Consider the following 11,857-nt stretch of genomic DNA (forward strand, 5'->3'; position numbering starts at 1 on the left):
GTGCGCCGCCCTCGGCACCCCCCTCGTTTCCACCTCCTGCAACAAAAGCGGCCGCCGCGCCCTGCGCCAACAGCGCGAAGTGCAACGCTGCTTCGGCCGCAAAGTATGGGTGCTGCCCGGCCGCTGCGGTGGCGCCAAACAGCCCAGCCGCATCATCGACGCCGAAACCGGCAAACGGCTGCGCTGAACGTGCGGCAGGCAAAAAGGCTACCTGAAAAAATACTCCGCCCGAAATCGGTTGCGGATTTTTCAGATAGCCTTTTTAGCCGTTGGCTATGCGTATGGCCAAAACCCACCTATTCGTTTTAAGCAACATGGAAGCAGTCGTTTTCAGGTAGCCCTCCTCCCGCCAATCGCACCTGCCGCATTCCGCTGACACCCATCCCCCCGCAGCGTATAATCCCGCCCGCAAACCGCAGTATCCATACCAAAAAACAAGCCGCAACATAGCGACACCAAAAAGGAACACCACCATGACGGAACCTGCAGCCAAAGCGCCCCAGCCCGCCCCAAAAGAGCAGGTGATTTCCCTGTATCAAGGCGCCAAGCGCATCCATCCCAAGCAGGCCAAAGGCCGCTTTGCCAACCTGCGCATCTTGGCCATCCTCGCCACCCAATTCGTGTTTTACGTGATTCCCTGGTTCAACCTGCACGGCCGCCAAGCCGTGTGGTTCGACATTCCCGGGCGGCGTTTCCACATTTTCGCCTTCACCCTCGTGCCCAACGATTTAATCTACCTCACCGGCCTCTTGCTGCTCTCCGCCTTCGGCCTGTTTTGGTGGACAACCATTGCCGGGCGCCTGTGGTGCGGCTATGCCTGCCCGCAAACGGTATATACCGAAATCATGCTGTGGATCGACCGCCTGGTGGAAGGCGACCGCAACAAGCGCCTCAAGCTGGCCAAATCGCCGTGGAACTTCACCAAAATCCGCATCAAGCTCACCAAATACCTGCTGATTTTCGCCGTTTGCGCCTGGACGGGCATCACCTTTGCCGGTTGGTTCAGCCCCATCCGCGCGCTGGTGGCGCACATTTTCACGCTCAACTGGTCGGCTGTATCCGGCGCCGCGCTGATTGCGGCCGCGCTCTACGGCACCTTCACCTGGCTGTTTGCCCACATCATGCGAGAGCAGGTGTGCAAATACATGTGCCCCTACGCCCGCTTCCAAAGCGCCATGTTCGACCGCGACACGCTGATTATTTCCTACGACCCTGCCCGCGGCGAGCCGCGCGGCGCGCGCAAGAAAAACGTGAGCCGCGAAGACACCGAGCTGGGCGACTGCATCAACTGCACCATGTGCGTGCAGGTGTGCCCCGTGGGCATCGACATCCGCGACGGCCTGCAATACGAATGCATCGGCTGCGCGGCCTGCATCGATGCCTGCGACGAAATCATGGATAAAATGAACTACCTGCGCGGCCTCATCCGCTACACCACCGAAGGCGCGCTGGAAAAAGACTATCCGGAAAAACAAATTCCGCGCCGCATGCTGCGCCCGCGCGTGTTGGGCTACGGCGCGGTGCTGGCCGCAGTGGCCGTGGGCTTGGCGGTGGGCCTGCTGATGCGGCAGGAAGTACACATCGACATCGTGAAAGACCGCGGCGTGATGGTGCGCCAAAACCAAGACGGCTGGCTGGAAAACGCCTACAACCTGCGTATCACCAACGCCAGCGAACAGCCGCAAATCCTCACCGCCAGCGTATCCGGCCTGGAAGACATCAAAATTACCGGCCTGCCTGCCGAAGGCCTGCGCATCAGCGGCAGCGACAGCATCACCATCCCCGTTCAGGTGGCCGTGATTCCCGACTACGCCGAAAAAGGCAGCAACCCCATCGTGTTCACCTTCCACTATGCCGCCGAAGGCAAACCTGCTGCCGAAGCCGCCACCATCAACGCCAAAAGCACATTCATCGGAGAGTAAACCCAATGAGCAACCACCGCCCGCCCCGCCCCGGCAGCACGCCGGCCAAACCGTGGTATAAACACCCTTGGCCGTGGCTGCTGATGGCCGGGCCCGCCATCGTGGTGGTGGCCGGCTTCTACACCTATTATCTGGCCGCCCACCGCAACAACCCCTCGCTGGTTACCGACGACTACTACCGTGAAGGCAAAAACATCGCCCTGCAAATGGAGCGCGACGAAGAAGCCGAGCGCCGCCAAATCCGCGCCGATGTGTTGGTGAGCCCCGACAACAGCCGCGCCAAAATCCTGCTCAGCGGCCAAATCAACCCCGACACCCCGCTCAAACTCGTCTGGCTGCACCCCGCACGCGACCAATACGACCAAACCGTGGAAATGCAGCGCCAAGGCAGTGCCGCAAGCGCCGCCAATCGGGTAGAATACGCGGCAGTTTTCCAGCCGCTGCGCCCCACCGACCATTGGTATGTGCGCGTGGAAGACGGCTCCGGCAAATGGCGCGTGCAGGGCGTTTGGCATCCCCAAAACGGCCACAGCCTGAGCCTGATCCCGCAGCGGCAGCCGGTGGCGCCCAATCCGCCTGCCGCCGAAAAATAGCGGCGCGGGGCGTTACCAACCTCGCCCCGCCGGATTTTCAGGTAGCCTTTAAGCCTGGCAAAACCATGTTTCAACTGTTTGGCGGCCGGTATTTTTCAGGTAGCCTTTGCCTTTTCAGGTAGCCCCAGGTTTCCCCTCTTTATCTTCTCATCATAAGGACTCCTCACATGGACGACATGATCAAACAAGCCGCCCTCGATTTCCACCAATATCCCCAGCCGGGCAAAATTCAGGTAGCCCCCACCAAGGCGCTGGCCACGCAATACGACCTCTCTCTGGCCTATTCCCCCGGTGTGGCCGCCCCCTGCATGGAAATCCACGCCAACCCGCAAGATTCCTACAAATACACCGCCCGCGGCAACCTGGTGGCCGTAATCTCCAACGGCACCGCCGTGCTCGGCTTGGGCAACATCGGCGCCGAGGCCAGCAAGCCGGTGATGGAAGGCAAAGGCGTGCTGTTTAAGAAATTTGCCGGCATCGACGTGTTCGACATCGAAATCAACGAAACTGACCCCGAAAAACTGGTGGGAATCATCGCTTCCCTAGAGCCCACCTTCGGCGGCATCAACCTGGAAGACATCAAAGCGCCGGAATGCTTCTATATTGAGAAAAAACTGCGCGAACGCTGCAAAATCCCCGTATTCCACGACGACCAGCACGGCACCGCCATCATCACCGCCGCCGCCATCCTCAACGGCCTGCGCGTGGTCAATAAAGACATCGGCCAAGTGCGCCTGGTGTGCTCCGGCGCCGGCGCCGCCGCCATCGCCTGCCTCGATTTGCTCGTGGCCCTGGGCATGAAGCGCGAAAACATCACCGTGTGCGATTCCAAAGGTGTCATCTACCAAACCCGCGCCGACCGCGACCGCATGGACGAAAGCAAAGTGCGCTACGCCATCGCCGACAACGGCTGGCGCGCCCTGGGCGACGCCGTGCCCGGCGCCGACATCTTCCTCGGCCTCTCCGGCCCCAATGTGCTGAGCACCAATATGCTCAAACAGATGGCCGCCTCGCCCATCGTGCTGGCCATGGCCAACCCGCAGCCGGAAATCTGGCCGCCGGAAGCCAAAGCCGCCCGCCCCGATGTAATCATCGGCACCGGCCGTTCCGACTTCCCGAACCAAGTGAACAACGTGCTCTGCTTCCCCTTCATCTTCCGCGGCGCGCTGGATGTGGGCGCCACCACCATCAACGAAGAAATGAAGCTGGCCGCCGTGCGTGCCATCGCCGATTTGGCCATGGCCGAGCAGAACGACAAAGTGGCCACCGCCTATATGGGCGCCGAGCTGAAATTCGGCCCCGAATACCTGATTCCCAAGCCCTTCGACCCGCGCCTGATTGCCCGCGTGGCGCCCGCCGTGGCCAAAGCCGCCATGGATTCCGGCATCGCCACCCGCCCGATTGCCGATTTCGCCGCCTATGAAGAGAAGCTGAACGAATTTGTGTATAAATCCGGCCTGTTTATGAAGCCGATTTTCGCCCAGGCGCGCACCGAGCTCAAACGCGTGGTGCTGGCCGAAGGCGAAGACGAACGCGTGCTGCACGCCACCCAGCAGATTGTGGCCGGCAAGCTCGCCTCCCCCATCCTGATCGGCCGCCCCAACGTGATCGAAGAGCGCATCCAGAAAATGGGGCTCACCATCCGCCCGGGCACCGATTTTGAAATTGTAAACAACGAAAACGACCCGCGCTATAAAGAATATTGGCAGGAATACTACCGCCTCCAGCAGCGCAACGGCATCACCCCCGATCTGGCCAAACGCCGCGTGATTTCCAACACCACCCTCATCGGCTCGCTGATGCTGGAGCTCGGCCACGCCGACGCCATGGTGTGCGGCACCGTCGGCCATTTCCAGCACCACCTCGGCATCATCTCCAACGTGGTCGGCTACAACAACCCGCAGCACACCGCCTGCGCCATGAACGCCCTGATTTTCAGCGGCCATAACCTCTTCATCGCCGACACCTATGTAAACGCCAACCCCAGCGCCGAGCAGATTGCGCAGAGCACCCTGATGTGCGCCGAAGAAATCAAACGCTTCGGCATTACTCCCAAAGTGGCGCTGCTCTCGCATTCCAACTTCGGCTCCGTGCCCTCCGAAAGCGCCAGCAAAATGCGCCGCGCCCTCGAGCTCATCCGCGAAGCCAACCCGCAGCTGGAAATCGACGGCGAGATGCAAGGCGATGCCGCCCTGGTGGAAAGCCTGCGCCAGCAGAGCCTGGCCGAATCCACCCTCAAAGGCGCCGCCAACCTCCTGGTGATGCCCAACGTAGAAGCCGCCAACATCAGCTGCAACCTGCTGCGCGTCGCCACCCCAGAAGGCGTTACCATCGGCCCAATCCTCCTGGGCATGAAGAAACCGGTACACATCGTGAACCAGTTCGCCTCCGTGCGCCGCTTAGTCAACATGGTGGCGCTCGCCGCCGTGGATGCACAGCGCCAAGGCTAAGCCGCTGAATCCATAACAGCCAAAAGGCTACCTGAAAACCGAAACCCCGTTTTCAGGTAGCCTTTATTAACGGCCGAAGCAGCCAAACGAATTTATCCAAAATATATCGGATCAAGACAGCTTCAGCTATAATCCCGCCCCAAACCACATACCCATCCCGCCGCCGGAGCAGACAATGAACAACTTTGAACAAGCCCGCTTCAATATGGTCGAGCAGCAAATCCGCCCGTGGAACGTGCTCGATTTCGACATCCTCGACGTATTGGCCGAGCTGCCGCGCGAACAATTCGTTTCCCCCGAGCAGCAGCCCTACGCCTATGCCGACGCCCACCTGCCCCTGCCCAACGGCGGCGCCATGCTCGAGCCCAAAATCGTCGCCCGCCTGATTCAAAGCCTCAAGCTGGGCAAAGACGACACCGTGCTCGAAATCGGCACCGGCTCCGGCTACGCCACCGCCATCCTCGCCAAACTCGCCGGCCGCGTCATCACCGTTGACACCGACGAAGCCCAGCAGAAAAAAGCCCGCGCCGTGCTCGAACGCCTCGGCATCACCAACATCGAATACCGCACCGGCGACGGCCTGGCCAACCCGCCCATCGCCACCGTCAGCGCCATCTACGTGGGCGGCTCCTGCCCCGTGATGCCCGAAACCTTGCGCAACAAATTAACAGCCGGCGGCCGCATGGCCGTCATCGTCGGCCAAGAGCCCGTGATGCGCGCCCTGCTCGTGCGCCGCAGCAGCGAAGGCTTCGAACAAAGCGTATTGTTCGACACCGTTGCCCCCGCCCTGAGCAGCCCCGCAGTAAACACGCCCTCCGCATTCCGTTTCTAAAATTTTCAGGTAGCCCCACTCAGCGCAAAAAGGCTACCTGAAAAACAAAAAAGCAGCCAAACGGCTGCTTTTTCAAAGAAACTGGCGCACCCAACAGGGATCGAACCTGTGACCTTCAGCTTCGGAAACTGACACTCTATCCAACTGAGCTATGGGTGCGAAGCGCGTAAGAGTAACGCAAAACCGCCGCAAAGGCAAAAAATTTTGTCGCCTCGGGGCGGCACACCGGCACAGAATATAAATTTGCAATTGGAAGCACCTGCCAAATTCAGTATAATTTGGCAAAATATTACAAACCGCTTAACAAACCGCTACGCGGCACATCCCGCCGGGTACGGTTGTCTCCAATAACTACCAAAACAGCGAGGCTCCCGCCATGAACACCACCACCGCCAGCATCAGAGGCTCCGCCGCCGTTACCTTTATCGGCGGCTTAGCCGTTTTGCTGATTGTTTTATTCCTACTGGTCAAACTGGCCACCACCGGCTATTCCAGCGAAGTGGCCGACATGGCACCCAGCGCCGTGGAAACCCGCATCCAGCCCGTCGGCCGCCTGCAAATGGGCGACGGCACCCCCGTGGGCGAGCGCGAAGGCGTGCAGGTTTTCAACAAAGTCTGCATCCAGTGCCACGGCGCCGACGTGAATGTCGCCTTCGCCCCCAAAATCACCCACAACGCCGAGTGGACCGCCCGCATCGCCAAAGGCTTCGACACCCTCGTGAACCACGCCGTGAACGGCTTCAACGGCCCCGACGGCGGCCAAATGCCCGCACGCGGCGGCGACACCACCCTCACCGACGACGAAGTGGCCCGCGCCGTGGCCTATATGGCCAACCAATCCGGCGGCAACTTCACCGCCCCCGCCGTGCAGAAAGGCGATGCCGCCGCTTCTGGCGCCTCCGCCCCCGCCGGCCAGAGCGCAGCCGCCAACGGCGAAGCCGTGTTCAACAAACTGTGCATCGCCTGCCACGCCGCCAATTCCGCCTTCCCCAACTCGCCCAAAATCACCCACAACGACGACTGGGCGCCCCGCCTGGCACAAGGCCGCGCCACCCTGGTGCAGCACGCCATCCAAGGCTTCAAAACCATGCCCGCCCGCGGCGGCGATGCCAACCTGAGCGATGCCGACGTGGAAGCCGCTGTGGTGTATATGGCCAACCAATCCGGCGGCAAACTGTAAGCCATCCCGCCCATATAAAAGGCTACCTGAAAACGAGCAACGCAAGTTTCTGCGAAGCAAAATTTTCAGGTAGCCTTTATTTCGTATCAGTCAGGAAGCCGCACTACCCCGCCGCCTTCAAAAATTCCACCATCCTGCGCTCAAACGCCCGCACAGCCTGCTGGTCGGCACGCGGCGCCGTGCACAGCTGCGCTTCGCGGTAGCCGTTTAACGGCCGGCAGCGCACGCCGTTCAGCTTCTCCCAGCCGATATAGGCCTGCAAGCCGCGCCGGTTCAGCAGAAAATAGCCGCTCGGCGCCGTGCTCGGGCGGCTGTCGCCTTCCACATACAGCCCCTCCCAAATATTGCCTTCCAGATTTTCCAGCCGGTAGCGCTCAATCAGCGCACGGTCGGACGCGCACGGCGCCGTTTTCAGCAGTTGCGCCGTTTCGCCGCGCAAGCTCTGTATCTGCTGCGCCGAACCGTATTGCTGAGCCGAAGCCAGGCCGCCGCAAGCGAGCAACATCATGGCCAACATCATCTTTTTCATCGTTTTTCTCCTAATCCATCGCGGATATTCCGCAGAGTGAGCAACTGCAGGCAGTCTAGCATTCGCCCCGGCAACAGGCTACCTGAAAAACACACTTCCTTGCCCTCCGGCAATATTTTCCGCTGCGCTTTTTTCAGGTAGCCTTTTTCCGACCTCCCGCTAGAACGTGTGCTTAAAACGACGAACCCGGCTGCTGCAAAAATTCTCGTTCCTCAACCGTGCTCTGCCGCCCGAGCACGGCGTTGCGGTGCGGATAACGTCCGAAGCGCTCGATGATTGCCTGATGCTTGATTTCAAAATCCAGCGCATATTCATTGGTGTAGCGCGTAAATAGCGCCACCGCCTGCCGGTGGATGGCGCGGCTTTCGCTGTGCATCAGCGGCATCAGCATAAAATGGCGCTCTTCCGGCCGCATCTCGGCAAAACCCGGCTGGCACACGGCTTCCTGCGCCAGCGCCACGGCCATATTGTCTTGCGCGAAGGCCAGCGGACTGTGGCGGTGCAGGTTGCGCGAGAATTGGTCGAGCACGATGATTTCCGCCAGCCGCCCGCGCAGGGTGCCGCGCCAGGCATCCAATTCCGACTGCGCCGCCAGCGCCCACACTTTGGCAAAACGTTCGTGGATTTGCCGGTCGAAATCCTCGCTCTTGGCAAACCAAAACGGCTTGTTCTCCTCGGCAAACCAAAATGCCAACACCTCTTCGGGGCGGATAGCCATCGCACTTCCTTTCTCAATCGGTTAAACAAAATAAAGGCTACCTGAAAAAGCTGCGGAAGTTTTTCAGGTAGCCTTTGGCAAACCTTTCATACAAAACAATCAGTGCTTCATAATCAGCAGATAGTAAAACAGCTGCATAATCAACACGGTGAGCGCCACCAGCGAGGCCAGCGTCCAGTTGAATTCGCTATGGGTGGCGGCAGCACCGCCGCCGGATGCGGCAGGAGCCGGCGCGGGGGCGTTGTCGGCAGCGGGCTGGTCGATCACGGCGGGCAGCTTGGCGGCGGCGGTGGGCAGGTGCAGCGCGCCGCCTTCGCGGCCGGATACCAGGTTGAACACCAGGCTTTCGGCCTGGATGTGGATATTTTGCGTTTGGCCGTTGCCGGCGGCGGCGGATTGCGCGCTTTTGAGCAGGGTGTCGATGCTGGGCAGCACGGCGGGCGGCGGCGGGGCGGCGGCGGAACGTTGCAGCAGGGCTTCGATGGCGGAGGCGTCGGTATTGACGGCGGCGGAGGCGGCTTCGTCGGCATAAAGCTTAAACGGCATGGCCTGGCCGGTATCGTTGTCGAGCGCCATGCGCTGGCGGCGCAGGCGGCTGTCGATTTCGTCGAGCTCGGCGGCCACGGCGTTTTTCTGCGACGGGGCGCGCTCTTCTTCGGCTTCATGCCGGGCGGCCAGGGCGGCGGATTGCTGCTTGAGGCGGGCGAGCTTTTCGCGCAACGGCATTTTGGCATGGATGAGGTCTTCTTTCAGGATGCCTTCATCGACCCGCGCGGCGGCAGGCTGGGCTTTGGGCTTGCGCGCCACGGTAAAGGCATGCCGGCACTGGCTGCATTGCACCCGGCCGTTGGCCGCCTGCAAATCGGCTACGGCATAGTGGTTCTCCGCGCGGCAGCGGGGGCAATTGAGTTTCACGGTTTTCATGTGTTCGGCATTCCAATACTGATGTTTCGGCCGCTATTTTAAGAAAATTAATGCGCTTTTACCATTTTCAGGTAGCCTCTTAGCGGCTAACTGTCGGTTTTTTGTATATTTTGGGGCGGCCGAAGGGCTGATTGGGCGTTTACTCCGCTTTACGCACGCCGGTGAGCCGCACCCAGCCGCCCTCTTCCGCCGCGGGCTGCATGTCGAACCATTCGCTGTAAATGCCGCCCAATTCCTGCGCCTGTTCGGCCAGAATGCCGGAGAGCACGATGCGCCCGCCGGCCTTGGTGCGCGCGGCCAGCATGCCGCCCAGCAGGCGCAGCGGGTTGGCCAGAATATTGGCCACCACCACGTCGTATTGCTGTGTTTTGGGCAGGTCGTCGGGCAGGAAGAAGCGGGCGGCGGCTTCGTTTTGCCGGGCGTTGCTGCGGCTGGCGGCAATGGCTTGCTCGTCGATGTCCACGCCGTCGGCAGCGGCGGCGCCGAGCTTGAGCGCGGCGATGGCCAGAATGCCGGAGCCGCAGCCGTAATCGAGCACGCGGTCGGCGGCTTGGATGTTTTCATCCAGCCATTGCAGGCACAGGCGGGTGGTGGGGTGGCTACCGGTGCCGAAGGCGAGGCCGGGGTCGAGCCTCAGGTTTACGGCGGATTGGTCGGCAATGTCGTGCCAGGTGGGCACAATCCACAGCCGACCGGAAATGCGGATGGGGTCGAACTGCGATTGCGTGAGCCGCACCCAATCCTGCTCCGGCAGCTGCTCGATATGGTATTCCGGCACATCCAGCCGGCATTCGGCGGCGGCGGCAGACACGGCGGCGGCCACGTTGGCGCGTTCGTCAAACAGGGCAATCACGCGGCTGCGCTGCCAGATTTGGCCGGTTTCCTCGCCCGGCTCGCCGAAAATGGCCTGTTCTTCATCCGTGCCGGCGTAGGCGTCTTCAATCGCGGCAGACAGCGCGCCGGCGGCCATCAGCGCATCGGAAAACTGCTCGGCATGCGCGGCGTTTACCGGAATACTGGCTTGTTGATAAGGCATAATCGCAACTCTTTCAAACGGTAAGGGCGCGTATTGTATAGCAAGCCGCCGCCTATCCGCCAGCCGGGGCTGTGCCTGCCTGCGCGCGGGCAGGCTACCTGAAAAATCCCGGCCCTCATTTTTCAGGTAGCCTCTTAATGATGGATGAAAATAAGAATGGGACAAAGCGGCAGGCCAACGCCGCAACGTTCTTATCCCAATTCACGATATTTGGAGCAATCCGCTATTTGCCGATACAATGCCCACTTCCAAAGGCTACCTGAAAAACACACCATGTCCCGCCCCTTCCAGCTCTTCAACCTCCCCCTCCAGTTCGACCTCGACCCCGCCGCACTCGAACACACCTACCGCCAGCTCGCCGCCCGCTTCCACCCCGACAAAACCGCCACCGCCTCCGCCTTCGAGCAGAAACAAGCCGTGATGATGGCCGCCGCCGTAAACGAAGCCTACCGCCAGCTCAGCCAGCCGCTGGAACGCGCCGTTCTGCTGCTGCAAGCGCGAGGCATCCAGGCCGACTCCGAAGAACGCACCGCCTTCGACCCCGAATTCCTCATGCAGCAGATGGAATGGCGCGAAGAGCTGGCCGACGCCCGCGCCGAAGCCTCTGCCGAACGCCTTGCCGCGCTGGATACGCAAGTGGCCGCCGAAGAAACGCAGCTGCTGGCCAAACTCAGCGCCGCCTTCCGGCAGGAAAACTATGCCCAAGCCGCCGAACTCGTGCCGCAAGGCCGCTTCCTCGCCAAACTGCGGCAAGAAATCCGCGCCGCTTTGTAAACACCAGTGCAAGGCTACCTGAAAACCATCGCCGCAATGTGATGCCACTAAATTTTCAGGTAGCCTGCACTCATCTTTCCACCAAATAAGGAAAACCATAATGGACAACCCGCAATTCAACCGATACGCCCCGCCGCGCATTAGTAACGAGCCAGACTCCACAGCCCACAATGACTACCTGGCCGAGCCGCAGGCCGTGCCGGCCGGCAATGCCAAAGCATGGATTGGCGATGCTTGGCGCTTGTTCAAGCTGCGCCCGGGCAAGCTCATCGGCGCCGCGCTGTTGGTTGGCGCCATCAATATCGGCTTGAGCATGCTGCCATATATCGGCGGCCTGTTGCAGTCGGCCTTCGCCATCTTTGTCGTTGCCGGCTTTTCATTTATTGCCCAACAATTGGAAGAAGAAGGTGATTTCGACTTCGGCCAGATTTTCATCGGCTTTCAGGAAAACACCAAAGCGCTGCTGACTATCGGCGCAATCGGCGCGGTAGTGGCTTTGATTAGCAACCTTCTCTTAGTAGCCTTGCTGGTCGGGCAAGCAGGCGATGTCAGCAGTGCCGCCAATCTAGATATGGATGAGGCGCAAATTATGTCTGCCGACCTTTCCGTGATAGCGCTGTCCTTGCTGTTAGGCATCATTTATTCCGCCTTCACCTTCCTCGCCCCAGCCTTGATTATCTTGGAAAACGAAACACCCAAACGCTCCATACTGCTGAGCTGGCAAGGTTTCAGCCGCAATATCGTCGGCGCGGCATTATGCGGCCTGATGTCGATGTTATTGATGATTGCCGGCGCAATCCCCCTGCTGCTCGGCCTGCTGGTGGTGATGCCCACATTGATGATGGTGCCTTATACCGTGTATCGCGATTTATTCTTCAAATAATGGCTAAAGGCTACCT

12 protein-coding genes and 1 tRNA gene are annotated in these 11,857 nt (G+C 60.5%); 8 read left to right on the forward strand and 5 right to left on the reverse strand.

Features of this window, described 5'->3' with window-relative positions; translation table 11 throughout:
* The 5 genes from LG371_RS00005 to LG371_RS00025 all read left to right on the forward strand — a co-directional run.
* The coding region (locus LG371_RS00005; RefSeq protein WP_225747417.1) for a Sua5/YciO/YrdC/YwlC family protein at positions 1 to 187 on the forward strand (187 nt) is incomplete at its 5' end.
* Between the two features lie 286 nt (positions 188 to 473).
* Complete coding sequence (gene ccoG / locus LG371_RS00010; protein ID WP_225747418.1) at positions 474 to 1,922, forward strand: cytochrome c oxidase accessory protein CcoG; 1,449 nt, start codon at positions 474 to 476, stop codon at positions 1,920 to 1,922.
* A gap of 5 nt (positions 1,923 to 1,927) precedes the next feature.
* Positions 1,928 to 2,515 carry a FixH family protein gene (locus LG371_RS00015; protein ID WP_225747419.1) on the forward strand — a complete coding sequence of 196 codons (588 nt, stop codon included), beginning with the start codon at positions 1,928 to 1,930 and terminating at the stop codon, positions 2,513 to 2,515.
* A gap of 167 nt (positions 2,516 to 2,682) precedes the next feature.
* Positions 2,683 to 4,965, forward strand: a complete 2,283-nt coding sequence (locus tag LG371_RS00020) for an NADP-dependent malic enzyme (protein ID WP_225747420.1) — start codon at positions 2,683 to 2,685, stop codon at positions 4,963 to 4,965.
* Positions 4,966 to 5,140: 175 nt separating this feature from the next.
* Entirely contained in the window at positions 5,141 to 5,797 is a 657-nt protein-coding gene (locus tag LG371_RS00025) for a protein-L-isoaspartate O-methyltransferase (RefSeq protein WP_225747421.1), read from the forward strand.
* Between the two features lie 82 nt (positions 5,798 to 5,879).
* Here the strand turns inward: LG371_RS00025 and LG371_RS00030 are convergent.
* Positions 5,880 to 5,956: transfer RNA gene (locus LG371_RS00030), tRNA-Arg, on the reverse strand.
* Between the two features lie 217 nt (positions 5,957 to 6,173).
* Between LG371_RS00030 and LG371_RS00035 the strand changes: the two genes are divergently transcribed.
* Positions 6,174 to 6,977: a cytochrome c5 family protein gene (locus LG371_RS00035; protein ID WP_067592958.1), complete on the forward strand. Its 804-nt coding sequence runs from the start codon at positions 6,174 to 6,176 to the stop codon at positions 6,975 to 6,977.
* Positions 6,978 to 7,080: 103 nt separating this feature from the next.
* Here LG371_RS00035 and LG371_RS00040 read toward each other — a convergent pair whose 3' ends face one another.
* The 4 genes from LG371_RS00040 to prmA form a co-directional block, all read right to left on the reverse strand.
* On the reverse strand, positions 7,081 to 7,506 hold the full coding sequence (locus tag LG371_RS00040) for a hypothetical protein (RefSeq protein ID WP_225747422.1): 426 nt from the start codon (positions 7,504 to 7,506) through the stop codon (positions 7,081 to 7,083).
* 172 nt (positions 7,507 to 7,678) lie between these two features.
* Positions 7,679 to 8,224, reverse strand: a complete 546-nt coding sequence (locus LG371_RS00045; protein WP_225747423.1) for a DUF924 family protein — start codon at positions 8,222 to 8,224, stop codon at positions 7,679 to 7,681.
* Between the two features lie 99 nt (positions 8,225 to 8,323).
* Positions 8,324 to 9,148 (reverse strand): zinc-ribbon domain-containing protein, encoded by an 825-nt coding sequence (locus LG371_RS00050; protein WP_225747424.1) that lies wholly within the window; start codon positions 9,146 to 9,148, stop codon positions 8,324 to 8,326.
* Positions 9,149 to 9,287: 139 nt separating this feature from the next.
* Positions 9,288 to 10,184, reverse strand: a complete 897-nt coding sequence (gene prmA / locus LG371_RS00055; RefSeq protein WP_225747425.1) for a 50S ribosomal protein L11 methyltransferase — start codon at positions 10,182 to 10,184, stop codon at positions 9,288 to 9,290.
* 273 nt (positions 10,185 to 10,457) lie between these two features.
* Here prmA and hscB point away from each other — a divergent pair, with 273 nt between their 5' ends.
* Positions 10,458 to 10,958 (forward strand): Fe-S protein assembly co-chaperone HscB, encoded by a 501-nt coding sequence (gene hscB, locus LG371_RS00060; protein ID WP_067592943.1) that lies wholly within the window; start codon positions 10,458 to 10,460, stop codon positions 10,956 to 10,958.
* 100 nt (positions 10,959 to 11,058) lie between these two features.
* Positions 11,059 to 11,841: a BPSS1780 family membrane protein gene (locus tag LG371_RS00065; RefSeq protein ID WP_225747426.1), complete on the forward strand. Its 783-nt coding sequence runs from the start codon at positions 11,059 to 11,061 to the stop codon at positions 11,839 to 11,841.
* Positions 11,842 to 11,857: the final 16 nt, after the last annotated feature.

The sequence above is a fragment of the Eikenella sp. Marseille-P7795 genome, assembly GCF_916618725.1.
GTDB lineage: Bacteria > Pseudomonadota > Gammaproteobacteria > Burkholderiales > Neisseriaceae > Eikenella > Eikenella longinqua.

Excerpts from the sequence above, each read along its gene's own strand:
- LG371_RS00065 (WP_225747426.1), top strand. The coding sequence starts at position 11,059 with ATGGACAACCCGCAATTCAACCGATACGCCCCGCCGCGCATTAGTAAC.
- hscB (WP_067592943.1), top strand. The coding sequence starts at position 10,458 with ATGTCCCGCCCCTTCCAGCTCTTCAACCTCCCCCTCCAGTTCGACCTC.
- LG371_RS00045 (WP_225747423.1), bottom strand. The coding sequence starts at position 8,224 with ATGGCTATCCGCCCCGAAGAGGTGTTGGCATTTTGGTTTGCCGAGGAG.
- LG371_RS00040 (WP_225747422.1), bottom strand. The coding sequence starts at position 7,506 with ATGAAAAAGATGATGTTGGCCATGATGTTGCTCGCTTGCGGCGGCCTG.
- LG371_RS00050 (WP_225747424.1), bottom strand. The coding sequence starts at position 9,148 with ATGAAAACCGTGAAACTCAATTGCCCCCGCTGCCGCGCGGAGAACCAC.
- LG371_RS00020 (WP_225747420.1), top strand. The coding sequence starts at position 2,683 with ATGGACGACATGATCAAACAAGCCGCCCTCGATTTCCACCAATATCCC.
- prmA (WP_225747425.1), bottom strand. The coding sequence starts at position 10,184 with ATGCCTTATCAACAAGCCAGTATTCCGGTAAACGCCGCGCATGCCGAG.
- LG371_RS00025 (WP_225747421.1), top strand. The coding sequence starts at position 5,141 with ATGAACAACTTTGAACAAGCCCGCTTCAATATGGTCGAGCAGCAAATC.
- ccoG (WP_225747418.1), top strand. The coding sequence starts at position 474 with ATGACGGAACCTGCAGCCAAAGCGCCCCAGCCCGCCCCAAAAGAGCAG.
- LG371_RS00015 (WP_225747419.1), top strand. The coding sequence starts at position 1,928 with ATGAGCAACCACCGCCCGCCCCGCCCCGGCAGCACGCCGGCCAAACCG.
- LG371_RS00035 (WP_067592958.1), top strand. The coding sequence starts at position 6,174 with ATGAACACCACCACCGCCAGCATCAGAGGCTCCGCCGCCGTTACCTTT.